Origin of the sequence: Arthrobacter sp. 1088 (assembly GCF_031455315.1) — a bacterium.
Lineage (GTDB): Bacteria > Actinomycetota > Actinomycetes > Actinomycetales > Micrococcaceae > Arthrobacter.
This window is the reverse complement of sequence record NZ_JAVDSM010000004.1, coordinates 56,071-72,263: the sequence shown is the minus strand read 5'-3', so window position 1 is coordinate 72,263 and position 16,193 is coordinate 56,071. Positions and strand designations below refer to the sequence as shown.

General features: G+C 63.2%; 11 protein-coding genes and 1 tRNA gene. 1 reads left to right on the top strand and 11 read right to left on the bottom strand.

From position 1 onward, the window contains the following. Nucleotides 1-9: 9 nt before the first annotated feature. The 11 genes from sufU to J2Y41_RS07135 form a co-directional block, all read right to left on the bottom strand. Nucleotides 10-462: a Fe-S cluster assembly sulfur transfer protein SufU gene (gene sufU, locus J2Y41_RS07185; protein WP_223936373.1), complete on the bottom strand. Its 453-nt coding sequence runs from the start codon at nucleotides 460-462 to the stop codon at nucleotides 10-12. A gap of 59 nt (nucleotides 463-521) precedes the next feature. After that, entirely contained in the window at nucleotides 522-1,850 is a 1,329-nt protein-coding gene (locus J2Y41_RS07180) for a cysteine desulfurase (protein WP_224166856.1), read from the bottom strand. Nucleotides 1,851-1,965: 115 nt separating this feature from the next. Next, on the bottom strand, nucleotides 1,966-4,404 hold the full coding sequence (locus J2Y41_RS07175; protein WP_309927537.1) for an ATP-binding protein: 2,439 nt from the start codon (nucleotides 4,402-4,404) through the stop codon (nucleotides 1,966-1,968). A gap of 468 nt (nucleotides 4,405-4,872) precedes the next feature. Then, nucleotides 4,873-7,536, bottom strand: coding sequence for an AAA family ATPase (locus J2Y41_RS07170; RefSeq protein ID WP_224091732.1), 2,664 nt, complete (start codon nucleotides 7,534-7,536; stop codon nucleotides 4,873-4,875). 38 nt (nucleotides 7,537-7,574) lie between these two features. Next, a complete protein-coding gene (locus J2Y41_RS07165; protein ID WP_309927533.1) occupies nucleotides 7,575-10,316 on the bottom strand; it encodes a LuxR C-terminal-related transcriptional regulator in 2,742 nt (913 codons plus the stop codon). 142 nt (nucleotides 10,317-10,458) lie between these two features. Continuing rightward, the gene (gene pth / locus J2Y41_RS07160) at nucleotides 10,459-11,043 is read right to left on the bottom strand and encodes an aminoacyl-tRNA hydrolase (RefSeq protein WP_309927531.1); all 585 of its coding nucleotides are present in this window, start codon (nucleotides 11,041-11,043) and stop codon (nucleotides 10,459-10,461) included. Between the two features lie 177 nt (nucleotides 11,044-11,220). Beyond that, nucleotides 11,221-11,796, bottom strand: coding sequence for a 50S ribosomal protein L25/general stress protein Ctc (locus J2Y41_RS07155; RefSeq protein WP_224091717.1), 576 nt, complete (start codon nucleotides 11,794-11,796; stop codon nucleotides 11,221-11,223). A 75-nt stretch (nucleotides 11,797-11,871) separates the two neighbouring features. Continuing rightward, the gene (locus J2Y41_RS07150; RefSeq protein ID WP_263433777.1) at nucleotides 11,872-11,997 is read right to left on the bottom strand and encodes a hypothetical protein; all 126 of its coding nucleotides are present in this window, start codon (nucleotides 11,995-11,997) and stop codon (nucleotides 11,872-11,874) included. 99 nt (nucleotides 11,998-12,096) lie between these two features. Then, on the bottom strand, nucleotides 12,097-13,077 hold the full coding sequence (locus tag J2Y41_RS07145) for a ribose-phosphate diphosphokinase (RefSeq protein ID WP_159697849.1): 981 nt from the start codon (nucleotides 13,075-13,077) through the stop codon (nucleotides 12,097-12,099). Between the two features lie 2 nt (nucleotides 13,078-13,079). After that, nucleotides 13,080-14,579, bottom strand: a complete 1,500-nt coding sequence (gene glmU, locus J2Y41_RS07140) for a bifunctional UDP-N-acetylglucosamine diphosphorylase/glucosamine-1-phosphate N-acetyltransferase GlmU (protein ID WP_309928019.1) — start codon at nucleotides 14,577-14,579, stop codon at nucleotides 13,080-13,082. Nucleotides 14,580-14,703: 124 nt separating this feature from the next. After that, nucleotides 14,704-14,775: transfer RNA gene (locus J2Y41_RS07135), tRNA-Gln, on the bottom strand. 263 nt (nucleotides 14,776-15,038) lie between these two features. Here J2Y41_RS07135 and J2Y41_RS07130 point away from each other — a divergent pair. Beyond that, nucleotides 15,039-15,638, top strand: coding sequence for a TetR/AcrR family transcriptional regulator (locus J2Y41_RS07130; RefSeq protein WP_224167487.1), 600 nt, complete (start codon nucleotides 15,039-15,041; stop codon nucleotides 15,636-15,638). Nucleotides 15,639-16,193: the final 555 nt, after the last annotated feature.

The following is a 16,193-nucleotide window of genomic DNA, read 5'->3' as shown; positions in this document are numbered from 1 at the left end:
TGCGGGCTGTTAGGCCGTCGCCTGGTTCAGCGCGTCCTCTGCGGCAACCCACGAAATCATGGCGCATTTGACCCGGGCGGCGTAGCGGGCCACGCCTTCGAATGCGGCGGCGTCCCCCAGAATCTCCGGATCCGCCTGCACCTTTCCACGCGAGCGAAGGACTTCACGGAAGTTATCGATCACGGCGTGCAGTTCCTCTACGGACATTCCCTCGCCAAGGTCGGTCAACACTGAGGCCGACGCCATGGAGATGGAACAGCCCGCACCATCCCAGCTGATCTGCTTGACAGTTCCGTCGGCAACAGCCAGACGGAGCGTTACCTCGTCCCCACAGACCGGGTTGAGCTGGTGGGATTGGCCGGTTGACGTGCCCGTTGGAGCTTCTGTGTCCGCGAGCCCGCTTCCGTGCCGCTGCTTGGAGTGGTCCAGGATGATCTGCTGGTACAGCTGGTCAAGACTCATGGTGCTGGTTACCCGTTCGTGGAAGTGTGTGGGGAGCGCCCGAAGGCAGACGCCCTGGGTCAGGCCTGGAAATAGGCCCGGACGCCAGACACGGCGTCAAGGAAGGCATCGACGTCGTCTGTGGTGTTGTAAAGGTACGTACTGGCCCGGGTAGTAGCGGTCAGCCCCAAGCGGCGGTGCAGCGGCTGGGCGCAATGGTGACCGACGCGGACGGCGATGCCGCGATCGTCAAGGAACTGGCCGACGTCGTGGGCATGGACACCGGCGACGTCGAAAGCAGCCAGCCCGATGCGTTCCGCGCCGGAAGCAGGACCCACCACGCGGATGCCGTCGATGCCCTCAAGTCCCTTGACCAGGCGCTGACCCAGCGTAGCCTCCCAGGCATGGATGCGGTCGATCCCGGTTTCGGACAAGTAGTTCACGGCAGTGGCAAGGGCAACCGCCTGGGAGATGCGTTGTGTCCCGGCCTCGAAGCGCTGCGGAGCAGGCAGGTATTCGGCGCGCTCCATAGTTACCGTGGTGATCATGGACCCACCGGTGAGGAACGGCGGGAGGACGTCCAGGAGTTCCTGCTTGCCGTACAGGACACCGACGCCCGTGGGAGCCAGCATCTTGTGGCCCGAGAACACCGCGAAGTCGACATCCAGGTCCTTGACGTCAATGGGCATGTGAGGCACCGACTGGCAAGCATCAAGAACCACCAATGCACCCACGCGTCGGGCGAGAGCCACCAGTTCGGCAACCGGGTTGATGGTTCCCAGGACGTTGGACGCGTGCGTGAAAGCCAGCAGTCGGGTCCGCTCCCGCACAATTTCTGCCGCGGCATCGAGCCGGAGCGCGCCGTCGTCCGTGATGGGAATGTACTTCAGTGTGGCGCCGGTGCGGAAAGCGAGCTCCTGCCAGGGGATCAGGTTGGCGTGGTGCTCCATTTCCGTGACCACGATCTCGTCCCCGGGACCGATGGCCAGCTCCTTCAACGCCGAACTGCCGCGGCCCTGAGCAGCCCACAAGGCGGCGTTGGACAAGGCATAGCTGATGAGGTTCAGGCCCTCCGTAGCGTTGGACGTCCACACGGTTTCCTCGTACTGGGCACCAACAAAATCCGCGACAGTTTGGCGGGCGTCCTCAAAGACCTCAGTCGCGCTCACCGCAAGTTGGTGTGCGCCACGGTGAACCGCGGCATTGCGCTGCTCGTAGAACTCCTGCTCGGCCTCTATGACGCTCAAAGGGTTCTGCGAGGTGGCCCCGGAATCGAGATAGATCAACGGTTTGCCGTTGACCAGTTGGTCCAGGACGGGGAAGTCGTTCCGGATCCGCAGCACCTCCGCATTGTCCATGGCAGGAACCACGGACTGCTGCAGTGAGGCGGGAGTTGATACGACTGTCAAGGGGCGCTCCTTGGAAATCCTTCAGGGACACTCAATTATCCCACGGCGCGACGTCCCCGGAGATGTGCCGTACAGCACGTCGGCGTCCTGCAGTATCTCAGTGCCCCGCTGTACTTCAATGTCCCGCTGTACCAGGCAGCCATCCCAGCGGCGGAGCAACATCGCTGTCGAAAGCCCCATGCAGCCGCTCCATCAAGGTCCAGGCGCGGCGGCTCGCCGCGCTGCGGGTCCTCGCTTCGTAGCCACTGGCCGCCCGGGCGTAACACAGGGCCGCTTGCGCGAACTGCCGGTCCCCGGAAAGGCTCTTGCCGGCAGATTCAAGCACCTTGGGGTCATTACCCGACAAAGCCGTTGCGAAAGTTCCCGTCGCCGCAGCGCCGGCGCCCCGCAACGAGGCGGCAAGCTCGCTAAGGCGGCGCTGCACCACAAGGTCCTCGACGGCGGACCCGCTTGCGTTGAGCATCATGAGGGTCAACGCCTCGGCTTCCATCAAATGACTTTGCTGGTCATGGAAGGCCTCGGCTGCCGCAAACAAGTGGCCGGGCTTGCGCGAAACCTTGTCCTGGGCTGCCGCCACGAACAGGGAGCTGAACTGGGACAACAGGCCATTTTCAGTTCGGCCGGCCCCTTCCTTCACTGCCATCAAGCTCTTCCGCACCCTTGCCATTGCCAGCTCCGAATCACCGCACAGCGCCGCGGAGTACGCCAGCATCGCCGTTGCCAGCTGCAGAACCGGCGGCAGGCCGGCGTCGTGCAGTTCAGCCACAACGGGTTCCAGCGTTCGCAATGCGGCCCGGGGCAGGCCTTGGCTGAGCTGCGCATAACCCCGCGCTACATCCAGGCACCATGCCAGGTGCGCTGGCACTGCATAGGTCCACGGGCAATCCAGGACGGAGTCCAGCCTGCTCCATGACAGGTTGTGCCGCAGATGGAAAACGTGGCGAAGGAGCACCCCTGGCCGGAACATCTCCAGCGCAGGGTCGGCATCAGTGGCAGCCAAGGCAGCGGAAGACTTTTCCAACGCCTGGGGAGCGTCCCCGGACAGCAGGAGCTGTTCGGCCATGTGGACATTCCACATGACCCGGGCGGCTGGATCCGACGGTTCCTGCGGCTCCTGGGCCCCGCCGTCGGGCGGCATGGGAGAGGCCGCCCCCAAAAGACCCAATGCCATCAACCGGCGTGCAGCCTCCGCCTGCACCTCCGCCTGCGATCCACCCACCAACTGGCGCAACTCCGGTGCTGCTTCCTTGAGCTGGCCTTCGGCAATGAGCGCCCTGGCCCGGATCATCCTGGCGTCATCCCGGTGGCCTGGACCGTTAATACCCATGGAAGCCCTGATGGCCAGCTCAGCGGTGGAGGGTTTGTCAGCGGCAGGCGCTGCAGCCAGGATGAGTTCATCGGAGAGGCTCAGCCCGCAATCGAGGGTCCACGTCATCCAGCGCAGCATGGCGGGCGCAGAATCCGCTGTGAGTCCCGGCTCCTCGATGCCAAGCCGGAGCGCCGTGCTGCGCGAGCGGGGAACGGACAGCCGGATGCCCTCGCCCCGCAGCCATGAACTCGTACGGACAAGCGGAGGCCTTCCTGGGAGGACCCTGATGTGGTGGGCGTCAAGAAGGTGTTCCACGGCCTTCTGGCCGAAGCTGTGTTCAACAACATCCAGGGCCAGAGGCTCGGCGAGCGCAATGACCTCCAACGCCTTCAGTTCTTCCGCAGCATGGTGGGAGATATCGGCCCGGACGTGCTCAACCACCCCGGGCCATTGACAATGAGCCCGTACGTCGAGGGTCCAGTATCCGTCGCGCTGAACCAGGAGATGGGCGTTGCGTGCATCCTGGATCGCCAGGCAAAGGAGTCCCACGTTAAATCCGCACATCGCCGCCAGAAGACTGCTGGCGCGCCTTTGAACCTTTCCGCCCAGCACGTCCTCGCAGAGAGCCTGTGCCTCAGTGAACGTAAAGGGAGCCAGGACATACTGCTCCAGGAAGCCCTCCTCCCACAACTGGTACAGATCCGGCGGTAGCGGGCGGCGGCTGTCGGCCGTAGCTACCAAGGTGGCTCCGAATCCCGGCATCAGCTGCAGCAAAACCGCCAGTGACGCAGGATCGACGAAGTGGATGTCGTCCACGAGGAGGACCAGTGGAGGCCGTTTGGGCCCGGGGTGGCGCTTGCTTCGACGCCGGGCAACCGGGGGCGTGTACAGGTATTCTGCTGGACCGAGGCTTTGGGTGAGCGCCCGCAGGACATGAAGTCCCGGGAGGGCCGTTTGTTCGCCTGGGGGCTCCACTGCGGCGCTCAACGCACCATAGACGGTTGTCTGGAGTTCCGGTTTGCCGGCGAAAGTGCGGACATCCATGGTGTCCGGTAGTCCTGCTTTGATGGAGAGCAACAAATGGCTCTTTCCAGATCCGCTGTCGCCGATCACAACAATGCCGTTGGTGGAAGGAGAGGGTACTGCCGCGAGGATCAGATCCAGGATCTGCTTCCGGTCCGGGAATGTTGACGGCCTCAGCCTGACTGTGACAGCGTCTTCGTCCAGCCAGGGGTCCGGCAACATGCACACTCCAATAGCAGCAGTCCCTTGGTCCGGGAGAATTTAGGCTTCCGCGATTTTGCGGGATCCCTGGCCTAGAAGCCGGCGACGGCTGGGGGGAGAGTCTCGGTCTCAGAAGACTCTGTCGCCGCCGGCTTCGTCCAGGGCCGGACCGCCTTTCGGTGGCCGGAGCATCGGCTCAAAGAGACCACCGATGCGGTATTTCGATGTGGAATTCGGGGGATGCTTGGGGCTTTCCTTCCTTCCAAGATCAGTTAACCGCGTGCCGGAAATCAGAACACCAGTAATCGGTACTCGATTAGTAGGGCGGTTTCCGGGCCCCGATACTCTGTTGTACTCAGTCCCCTGGAGGGGCACTACTTGGTCCAGGCAGGGAAAGGGCGCGGGTTAGTCCATTGATTGGTGGTAATTGGTGCAATACCGCAACCACGTGGTGTTTACAGGCTCCCGGAGCTACTCAAACGCCGTGCATCAATTGCGGACAGCAGCCCCAAGGTCCTCGCGCCGGCGGATGCCCAGCTTGGCATAGCTGCGGTACAAGTGGCCCTCCACGGTGCGGACAGAGACCATGAGTTTCTCCGCGATCTGCCGGTCAGTGAGTCCGGAAACGGCCAGCGCCACAATATCCTGCTCGCGCCGGGTCAGGGGCACGGAACGGTCCACTTCGGTGTGGGGGTCGTGGAGCTGTGCGTCGCCCAGGCTGGCCTCGCTGACGTCGCGCAACACGGCCGCCTGCCGCGCCTCGGGCCGTTTGCCCTCCGCGTCAAAGGCAACGGCGGCTTTGTCGAAAGCTGTCGCCGCTGGCCCGGGCATGCCTCCGGCGGCCAGCAGGTTGCCTGCGTTGACGAACGCATCGCCAGCGCCGTCCACTTGGGCGGTGGCCAGCATGTGCCAGCCGCCTGCCCATGCTCCAGCCATTGACGAGGCAGTTTCCTGGATGGCTTCCATGACCTGTCCGTCCCCCAGCTCTGCCCTGAGGACCAGGTTCTGGAGCAGGACGCCCGGAAGTTGATGCAGATGCGTGGAATCAGGGAGGCTCCGCAGTTTCTCCAGCCCTGTTCCTTTATTCAAAAGCTCCTTTGCGGCCAGGGTGAAGATCTCGGCCAGGGCTTCAACATAGGCGCCACCGGCAGCCGGGACCACCACCGTGTCCATGGACAGGCGTTGGGCCAGTTCATGGTTTCCTGACCGGGCCGCAACGTAAAACGCCAGCGCGTTGCCCAGGCGGCGCAACCTCTGCGGGTCCTTCACACGGAGTGCCTCCACTGCGGGAATCAACACAGCGCTGGCTTGTTCCAACCGACCCTGCCGGAGCAAGGACAATCCTTTGAGCGCCTGGATGTCGCCACCGAACGTTATCAACCCCATGGCGGAGCTGGCGGCGTAGCGGTTCAGGGCCGTCTCGGCGGCCGCCCAATCCCCCGACTCCAGCGCAGCCAAGGCATAGCGGACCAGGATGAAGTCGGTGAAGTACAGGAGGTCGTCGTGGTGTTCATCCAGCAACACCAGAGCTTCCCTGCCCATCTCCAATGCCTGCACCGCCTGGCCCTCCACCATCAGGAGCTCGCACTGCATTGCCAACAGGAAAAGCTGGTTCATGACGAAATCGGGCTCGTCCGCGGCAAGACCGGCCTGGAACGTGGCAAGTCCCTCACGAAGCTCTCCATAGCGGCCGTCATGGGCCAGCGCCGCCAATTCCAAAGCCGCCGCGTGTCGTCGGATCTGTTCGACCACAGGGTCCTGCGCGTTGCGGCCCGCCACCAGTGCGTCGGCGGCAGAGTGGACGTCAGCCAGGATGTCACCGGAGCTGTCCCCCATCGCGGACCTCGCAGCTCCCCACAGCAGTCCGGCGCCCAGGGGCCCGGACGGATCGGCGTCCAGGAACCCGGCATCTTCCTCGAGCAGCTCCACGGCACTGCGGTAGTCGCCGTCGTTGTATTTGACCATTGCCATCACGGCACGCGCACGGGGGCGCAGCGCTTCGGAGCGAACCTTGGCAGCGGCCTCCAGCGCGAGCGGATTCTGCAGGAGTTTCGCGGCGAGGAACGCTGCCCTCAGCAGCTGTTCGTCGTCGACGTCGGCACCACAGTCCAGCGCCCAACTCACCATTCGGAGCAGGCCCTCTGCCGTTGATGGTTCCGCGGGCAGGTGCTGAACCATACGCTGGCGGATCTGGAGGCTACGCGCGGGCGAAACAATGTGGCGAAGCGCCTCACCATACATCGGGTGCCACATTTTCAGCGGACTACCAGCGCCGTTACTGGAAATCACGAGCCTGTTGTCCATCAGCGACCGCAACGTATCCCTGCCCACGAGCGCGTCGAGTACGGCGGCGGGGACGGGTTCGGACAAGGCGATGATGTACATCGCTTCCCGTTCAGCCTCGCTGGTTCGCAGGACTTTGTTCCGAACCACTTCAGAGAGGCCCTCGCCGGTGCCGGAGAGGGCCCTGGTGAGGAACCAGACGCCATTTCGACGCACCAGGTTTCCGTCAGCTTTTGAGTCTTCCAGGAGGCAACGGAGCAACAGGGGGTTACCCTCCGAAACAGCATGCAAAACATCCGTGGTGCTTGCCATGACCGACCCGCCCAAGGTTTTCCCGGCGAGCTCGGCCACTTCTTCCTTTTCCAGGGGATGGAGTTCGAAGCGCTCTGCCAGGCCGTCGTACCAGAGCTGGAGAAGGGCAGGAGGAAGTCCTGGCCGCGGCCTGCTGGTCGCCACTAGCCTCGCCCAGCCAGCCGTCACCAGTTCGGCCAGAATCTGTGTGCTGGCCTCATCGAGGTCATGGGCGTCGTCTACAACCAGAAGGAGCCGTGCGCCTTCGCTTCCGCGCCTTTTCTCGAACTGGGACCAAAACTCGCGAAGAATCGCCACCGGCGAGGTGGCCTGCTCCACAGGCAGGTCCAGGAGGTAGGGCGCCAGGACACCGAAAGGAACAGCGGACAGTGCCGGACTTCCATGGATCCGCATCACTACCATTTCGCCGGCCAGACGGGCAGCGATCTCGGCGGCCATGGCCGTTTTGCCGATGCCGGGATCGGCAAGGAGCAGGACGGCGCCCGCGCCCTCCTGCCTCAATATTTCGGTCGCGAGGTCCAACTCCGCGTCCCTGCCAACAAGGTACTCAGCCTGCATGGGCACGCACCCGGTTGACGGAAACGACGCTCCTCAACTCACAGGAGACCATTGAGCTCGCCTCGCGATGAAACGCCGAGCTTGGTAAACACTTGGTACAGGTGTCCCTCAACGGTCCGCACAGACACCCCAATATCCATAGCGATTTCACGATTGCTGACACCCTTTCCGGCCAGTTTGGCAATTTGCCGTTCACGCTCGGTCAACACCGGTGCGTCGCTTCGTGGTTGGATCGGCAACGCCGCGACTGATTGTTCCAGACGCTCAAGCCTAAGCTGCGCGGTCCGGGCAGCCGTGGTTTCACCGGCATTACGGGCAAAGTCCAAGGCCATGGCAACGCACCTGGCTTCGACCACCAACAAATCCAGTGCAGCTGCGGCATCGGCGGCCGCCAGAAGGGAACGGGAACTCTTGTTCAGGGATCCGCGAGCGAGGTCACGGGCGATCTGTGCCAAGGGGCCTTGACGGTTAGTGGCAACTTCTTCCAGCAGCTTGTACTCGGCGTCCGTGCCCTCCACAGTGGCGCCGAAAAGGCAGATGCCCGCTGTTGTAAAGCGCCTCTTGGCGATGTCCTGATGGACCCGGGCAAGCAGCCGCTGTTTGACGTCCGGGTCCCCCATCCATCGCCCTGCCATTTCAGCGCAGAACTCAGCGACGGATTCGGAGAAATATGTTCCAACACCCCGGCAGGTGCGGTACAGGTCAAGGTAGCGTCCGGCTTCGAGTGAATTCCCCAACTGGGCATAGGCAAAGGCGGTAGCTGCGTAGGCAACCTTGACCATGTTCATGGCGGGGCGGAGCTCCAGCTGCGCGGCGGCCGAACGCAACGGTTCGATCGCGCTAGCGGGTTTCCCTGCGTAAGCGTAGGCGAGGCCTACGCCCAGTTCGGTGATCGCACCCCGGTACTGCAGGCGGGAAGGCGTGGAGGGCGTCCGGCGCATGAGCTCGATGCATTTCCGCCATTGTCCGGACAGCAGCAGCACTCCGAAAGCCTGCCGCGCGAAAGACTCCTCCAACTGCGCCGGCCTGTCATTGTTCCCCAGCTGCCGGGACACGGTGCGTGCCAGTTGCTGCGCTTCCAGTTCCCGGCCCATCACGCAACGGGCTTCAATGAGGCAAAAGGCGGACTTGAGCCAGTGTTCCCGGTCCACGGCCGGGTCCTTGGCCAGTTCCTCTTCCAGGTCCTCGGCCACAGCTGTGTATTCGCCCATGTACGTCTGGTATTCGTAGTTGCAAAGCAGGAGCCGGTTCCGGGCCCGCGTGATCATCTCCGGCGTGTACTTCTCCGGATTCGAAACGATGGACTCCAATGTTTCATTTGCCGCCGCGATCACTCCGGGCACCATAGCCGATCGGCCGTCAATCCATGTCATGGCCTGGCACTTGGCCGCTGTTACTTCTGCAAACTCCATTGGGTCCAAAGCCGCAATGTGCGCCTCGGAAACCTCATCCAAAGCCTGGGCCGCGTGCAGGGGCAGGTCCAGCATGAGGTAGGCAGCTGACTTCAGGCGCTGCCCCGGCACCCATTCGGGATCCTTCGGATCCAGGGAGAGTGTGCATTGGATGGCAAAGTTGGGGTCGTAATCGTCCAGGGCCGCCCGGCCTGCTGCCAAGGCGTGCGCGGGCGACGGTGACGGCTCATCCTCACAGGCATGCATCCACGCGGCGTAGCTCAGCAAATCCTGTGGAGCCAACCCAGCCAGCTCCGGCTCCTTGGGTCCAAGAAGCATCAACCTCAGCTCGCGACGGCGCCGGGTACTCAGCCAGCCCCGAACAACCTCACCCACATAGGCATCCCGAAGGGACACCCAGTGCTCGCCGCTGCGGTCAACGCTCAAGAGCCCGGATTCCTCCATCTCCACAAGCACTTCCGTGCCAAAGATCGCTGCAAGATCCACCAGGGTGGCGCGCTGCGCACAGGCCAGAACCTCGACGACGGTCCGGTTGGCCTGCGGTTCGCGCGCCAGCCTGGAACGGACAAAGTCCTCAACAACTGTGGCGCCTTCAAGCTTGATCCGGTCCCTGAGCGTCCACACGGAATCGTTGAGGACGAGGTTGCCGGAATGGCGTTGCTCGTCCAGGAGCGCGTGCAGCAGCATCGGGTTCCCGCCGACAGCGGAGTGGAGTGAGCCAACCAGGGTCGAAGAAACGTAGTGGCCCAGCACCGAGCCGAGAACCTGCTTGGTCTGTTCTTCGCTCAGCGTGTTCAGATGGACTTCGCCCAGTTGCTCCTCAAGGACCAGCCGATGAAAATCAGCGGGGAGATCACTGGAGCGTTGAACAGTGGCGATCACCTTGGCCGTTCCAGTGGCCATCAGATTCAGCAGCACGCCCGTACTCATGGGATCCATACCGCCGGCATTGTCCACGATGAAGACAGTCCCGCGGCCCGCGGCTTCTTTACGGATCAGGGAGGTAATCGCGTGCAGAATGCCCGTGGGCGAACTGACGGCCTCGGACGGCAGCCTCGCCAGGAGGAATCCGAGGCACCCGTAGGGAGTCTGACCGTTGGCGACCGTGTTGCGCAATTGCAGGCTGTGAATTTTGGGGCCCAGCGAGGAAACTACTGCCCGGGCCAGGCCCGACTTGCCAATTCCCCGTTCGCCCGTGAGCACCACACCGTACGATTCCGGGGACTCCAGATGCTTGGTTGCCCGGGACAGATCCTGGCTCCTGGCCAACAATGACCATGTTTGCCGATCGGATGGACCGCCCACAAGGTCCGGAGCCGCAGCCCTCGCTGCGCCTCCACCGCCTTTGTTTAGCAACTCCGCCGACATTCGCATCCTTCGCTACAACATCCGCGACAGTCCCCCACCGCTTACCTGCGTACCATGCACACTACCTCCGGGCGCCGACAGTTTGTAGGGCTAAGGGCGCCTCGTATCATCAGGCTTTCCTCAGGCTTTCCTCAAGATTTGCTCAAGTTCTTGCCGCATGATGCTTCTGCTGCGCCGCAAGGAGCCCCTCATTGACCAGAAGTTCCACCGCGTCAGCGGCTTCGTCCAGCAGAAATGGCAATTCCTTCTTCTCGGGCGCTGCAAAATCCCGGAGGACAAAGTCTGCGGTATCCATACGTCCCGGAGGCCTGCCCACGCCTACCCGCACCCGCAGATAGTCCTTTGTTGCCAGCGCCTTGGAGATATCGCGGAGGCCGTTATGGCCACCCTCGCCGCCACCTATCTTGAGCTTGACCGTGTTGAAGGGGATGTCGATCTCATCGTGGACGGCAATTACGTGGTCAGGCGCAATGTCGAAGAATTTGCCCAGCCCCGCGACAGGACCTCCGGAAACGTTCATATAAGTCATCGGCTTGGCCAGCACTACGCGGGGCCCGCCAATCCCCAGCCGGCCCTCCACCACCTGCGCCCTGGCCTTGTGGGTCTTGAACTTGCCGCCCATCCGCGACGCCAGCTCGTCAAGCACCATCTGGCCCACGTTGTGCCGGTTGTTGCTGTACTCGCTGCCGGGGTTGCCAAGGCCAACTATCAGCCAGGTGTCAGTCATGGTCTCATCCTAGGGAATCTGGTCAGGAAATCCGGTCAGCGAATCTGCTCGGCGAACTTGCCTGACCGGTATCGGAATCGCGGGGGCGCGCGGGATTACGCGGGAGTGAAAGAAGAAAGTGGCCGGGACCCAATGGGACCCGGCCACTCAAAAGGCGTTTGCCTATGCAGTCAAAGACTACTCAGCCGCTGCTGCGGTGGTTTCTTCTTCAGCCTCAGAAGCGGTCTCGGCGATGCGGACCACCAGGGTGTCGCCTTCGGTGAGCAGGGTGGAACCCTTCGGCAGGACGAGGTCCGATGCGTGGATGTTCTCGCCGGCCTTGCGGCCTTCGATGTCAACCTCGACGGCGGTGGGCACGTGGGTTGCCTCGGCCTCAAGGGAAACCGTGGTGGCTTCGAGGCTGGCAACAGCACCCGGAGCAACTTCACCGGAAACGTGGATGGCGATGTCGACGGTAACCTTCTCGCCGGCCTGGACGGTCTGGAGGTCAACGTGCTCGATGATCTGCTTAACCGGGTCGCGCTGGATGTCCTTGACGAGCGTCAGGTGCTTCTCGCCGTCGACGTCGATTGCCAGCAGGGCGTTGGAAACGCGGACGGCCAGCGTGGTGGCGCGGCCGGGCAGGTTGATGTGGATCGGCTCTGCGCCGTGGCCGTAGATGACAGCCGGGATCTGGCCGGCCATGCGTGCACGGCGGGCAAAACCCTTACCGAATTCGGTGCGCAGTTCCGCGGTGAGCTTCTGCTCAGACATGTGTACTCCTTGATTACTGTGGCGTCCGGAAACTCCGGACAAGTCGATCAGCAAGGGCGGAGGTCTGTGGACCTTCTACGCCCGGCGACCGTTGCTGTCCAGCAGCAGCCCGCCTGTGTCGAAGGAGATGCAGACCCAGTCGATAACGGAGACCCGCAATTCCGGTTCAAAACGCGCACCGGATGTGCTCTCCCTCGCCAAGGTATCCCCAAGAGTTTACCAGCGGATACCTTCATTACTGAAACGGGCCATCCACACGCCCGGAGGCGGCGGATGGCCCGTCATGTCAGTAGTCCGGCGTCAGGCTTTGCCGTCGAACAGGCTGGTGACCGAACCGTCGTCGAACACTTCACGAATGGCACGCGCGATCAACGGTGCGATGGACAGCACCGTGAGCTGCGGGAAACGCTTCTCTGCCGGGATGGGCAGGGTGTTGGTGACAACCACTTCGCGTGCGCCCGAATCAGCGAGACGCTGCGCTGCCGGGTCGGAGAAAACGGCGTGCGTGCAAGCGATGATGACATCCTTGGCGCCAGCGTTCTTCAGGACCTGGACGGCCCCGGAGATGGTTCCACCGGTGTCGATCATGTCGTCAATAAGCACGCAGGTGCGGCCTTCAACCTGGCCAACAACGGTCTTGGAGACAGCCTGGTTGGGCACGGTAAGATCGCGGCTCTTGTGAACGAACGCCAGCGGGGCACCGCCAAGGCGTTCCGCCCACTGCTCGGCGACACGGACGCGGCCGGTGTCCGGCGAAACAACGGTGATGTTGTCCGCCTCCACCTTGGTGCGGATGTAGTCGGCCAGCAGCGGGATCGCCATCAGGTGGTCAACCGGGCCATCGAAGAAGCCCTGGATCTGGGAGGTGTGCAGGTCCACGGACATGATGCGGTCCGCACCGGCGGTCTTGTACAGGTCCGCTACCAGACGCGCGGAAATGGGCTCGCGGCCGCGGCCCTTCTTGTCCTGGCGGGAGTACGGGTAGAACGGTGAAACAACCGTGATCCTCTTGGCAGAGGCGCGCTTGAGGGAGTCGATCATGATCAACTGCTCCATGAGCCAGTTGTTCAGCGGGGCCGGGTGCGCCTGGATGACGAACGCGTCGGTGCCGCGGACACTCTCAGCGGAACGGACGTAGATTTCCCCGTTGGCGAAGTCATAGGCGTCGATGGGCAGGAGCTCAGTCTCCAGCTCCTTCGCGATTTCCTGCGCCAGCTCCGGATGTGCCCTTCCGGCGGCGAGAATCAATTTCTTCTCGCCGTGTGCGGTAATTTCGCTCATGCCTATTTGCCCTCTTCTGTGGTTGCTGGAGATTGTGAGGATGTGGAGGCGGGGGTCAGCATGGACTCCTGCGCGGCCTGGGCCAGCTTCGCTGAGTTGGTACCAGGGCGGTTGGCCAGTACCCAGCCTTCGGCGTTTCGCTGCGCGGCCAGGCTAATGGCGAGGGCTCCAGGCGGGACATCCTTGCGGATGACGGCACCGGCGCCGCTGTAAGCGCCATCACCCACGGTCACCGGAGCTACAAAGACGGTGTTTGAACCAGTCCGCACGCCCGAGCCGATCACCGTGCGGTGCTTCTTCTCGCCGTCGTAATTGGCCGTGATGTTGCCGCAGCCGATGTTGGTGTCCTCGCCGATTTCAGCGTCACCTGCGTACCCGAGGTGGGACAGCTTGGAACCGCGGCCGATGGTCACGTTCTTGGTTTCGTAGAAGGCGCCGATCTTGCCGGTCTCTCCCAGTACCGTGCCAGGGCGGAGGTAGGTGAACGGTCCAACGGTTGCCCCGGCTCCAATGATGGAACCCGAGCCATGGGTGCGGGTCACCTTGGCACCTTCGGCAACGTTGACGTCCGTCAGCGTCGTATCGGGGCCCACGACGGCGTCCCTCGCCACAGTGGTGGAACCGTGCAGTTGCGTATTGGGCAGCAACCGGACGTCTTCATCGAGCCTGACCGTGGAGTCGATCCAGGTAGTGGACGGATCCACCACCGTCACGCCCGCCCGCATCCAGGACTCGACGATGCGGCGGTTAAGTTCGGCACCGAGCGCGGACAGCTGGATGCGGTCGTTGGCGCCCTCAACCTGCCAGCGGTCCTGGGTGACGACGGCGGCAACCCGGCCACCGGCGTCGCGCGCCAGCCCGAGGACATCGGTGAGGTACATCTCACCCTGCGCGTTGTCAGTGGTGACCTGCGTCAGCGCGTCGCGCAGCACAGCGGCGTCGAAAGCGTAAATGCCGGAGTTGACCTCCAGGATGGTGTGCTCGGCTTCGCTTGCATCTTTGTGCTCGCGGATGCCGGTGACCGTGCCGTCTTCGGCACGCAGGATGCGGCCGTAGCCCGAGGCGTCGTCCAATATTGCTGTGAGCACCGTTACGGCGTTGCCCTGGGCTTCATGGGTGGCCACGAGTTCGCCCAGCAATTCGCCGGTCAGCAGGGGCACATCTCCATAAGTGACAACCACAGTGCCGGTGAGCTCCGCTTCGGCGTCGAGGGCGTTGAGGGCGACCTGGACAGCGCGTCCCGTGCCGGGGATCGCGTCCTGGTCAACGATCAGGGCTTCCGGATCCAGCGCGGAGACGTGTTCTGCCACGCGATCGCGCTCGTGCCGGACAACAAGGGCAAGTTTCCGCGGGTTGATGGAACGGGCGGCGAGGAGGGCGTGGCCCACCATGGAGAGGCCGCCAATTTCGTGGAGAATCTTGGGAGTCCGCGACTTCATTCGCGTCCCGGCACCTGCAGCCAAGACGATGACTGCTGCGGGACCGGTGGTTTCGGGGCTCACGTACTGGCTCTCCTTGCTCGGTTTTGTCCCGGGTAACCCGGCTTCGGAATGCTGCCATTCCAACTGTGGACCCAGGCACCGTTCGAGCTGTTCCAGGTACAGAGTGGAGCGCATTTTCCGACCGTTCCGCCCATAGGATTCGAACCTATACTCCACGGCTCCAAAGGCCGGGGTGCTGCCATTACACCAGAGCGGACCGTGCATGCTTGTACCCCCAGGCGGCAGGGCCTGACGGTATCCCGGATCACCGGGATGCACACACAAGAATCTAGTTTGCCATGACCTTTGCATGGTTCGCGACTTGACCCACTCTGACGGGTCTCCGGATGCCCTGTTACGGCCCGCCCCGATCAGCCGCGCGGCGGGTTAGGGCATGATGGACACGTGAGCAAGCGCACTGAACTTTCCCGGCCCGCAGCCGCCGTCGAGCCTCTGGGAGACCGCCCGATACGGTCAAGGATGACCGGACAACAGCGCCGCTCCCAGCTCATCGGCATTGGCCGGTCGCTCTTCGCAGCCAAAGGCCTGGACGGCACGACCATTGAAGAAATTGCCGCCAGCGCGGGCGTCTCCAAGCCGGTGATCTACGAGCATTTTGGGTCCAAGGAAGGCCTCTACCGGCAGGTTGTCGAGACCGAATTCCGGATACTCCTGGACTCCATCACCGAGGCATTGAGCACCGATGCCAAACCCCGCGTCCTGGTGGAGCGCGCTGCGCTGGCACTCCTCGGCTACATCGAGGAGCGCACAGACGGCTTCCGGATCCTCATGCGCGACGCACCACCGTCCCAGCCCGAGGGCGCCTTCTCAACCTTGCTCTCCCACGTCACAGCGCGTGTGGAACACCTGCTCTCCGACGAATTCGCCCGCCGCGGATTCAGCGCCGCAGATGGCGCCATGTACGCCCAGATGCTCGTCGGAATGGTCGCGATGACAGGCCAATGGTGGCTGGACAGTCGTGAGCCGGACAAACGCGCGGTAGCCGCCCACCTGGTGAACCTGGCCTGGAACGGACTGACCGGGCTGCAAAAGGAGCCGGGGCTCCGATCCGACCCCTGATCTTCTCTCACTTCCGGGCGCCTTCCGGGCGATGCGCGCTCACATCCCCACTGCTTCCGGGCGATGCGCTCTCACATCCCCACCGCTTCCAGGCGATGCGCGCTCACATCCCCACCGCTTCCAGGCGATACGCGCTCACATCCCAACGCCTCTCGGGCGTTCCGCTCTCACATCCCAACGCCTTCCAGGCGATGCGCGCTCACATCCCAACGCCTTCCAGGCGATGCGCTCTCACATCCCAACGCCTTCCAGGCGATGCGCGCTCACATCCCAACGCCTCTCGGGCGATGCGCGCTCACATCCCAACGCCTGTCGGACGATGCGCTCTCACATCCCTACCGCCTTCCGGGCGATGCGCGCTCACATCCGAACGCCTTCCGGGCGATGCGCTCTCACATCCGAACGATCCGGGTCCTTAAATCAGCCCCTGACCGAAACTTCTGCGGACACTAAAAAGAGGCTGCCGGATGCCCGCCACAACGTGCTTTCACATCCCGAGCGACCAAGCGGCCCGGGTTTCCTTCAACATCGAAGGAAAAAATCAACGCCAACCCC

Excerpts from the sequence above, each read along its gene's own strand:
- sufU (WP_223936373.1), bottom strand. The coding sequence starts at position 462 with ATGAGTCTTGACCAGCTGTACCAGCAGATCATCCTGGACCACTCCAAG.
- J2Y41_RS07175 (WP_309927537.1), bottom strand. The coding sequence starts at position 4,404 with ATGTTGCCGGACCCCTGGCTGGACGAAGACGCTGTCACAGTCAGGCTG.
- J2Y41_RS07170 (WP_224091732.1), bottom strand. The coding sequence starts at position 7,536 with ATGCAGGCTGAGTACCTTGTTGGCAGGGACGCGGAGTTGGACCTCGCG.
- J2Y41_RS07165 (WP_309927533.1), bottom strand. The coding sequence starts at position 10,316 with ATGTCGGCGGAGTTGCTAAACAAAGGCGGTGGAGGCGCAGCGAGGGCT.
- pth (WP_309927531.1), bottom strand. The coding sequence starts at position 11,043 with ATGACTGACACCTGGCTGATAGTTGGCCTTGGCAACCCCGGCAGCGAG.
- J2Y41_RS07155 (WP_224091717.1), bottom strand. The coding sequence starts at position 11,796 with ATGTCTGAGCAGAAGCTCACCGCGGAACTGCGCACCGAATTCGGTAAG.
- J2Y41_RS07145 (WP_159697849.1), bottom strand. The coding sequence starts at position 13,077 with ATGAGCGAAATTACCGCACACGGCGAGAAGAAATTGATTCTCGCCGCC.
- J2Y41_RS07130 (WP_224167487.1), top strand. The coding sequence starts at position 15,039 with ATGACCGGACAACAGCGCCGCTCCCAGCTCATCGGCATTGGCCGGTCG.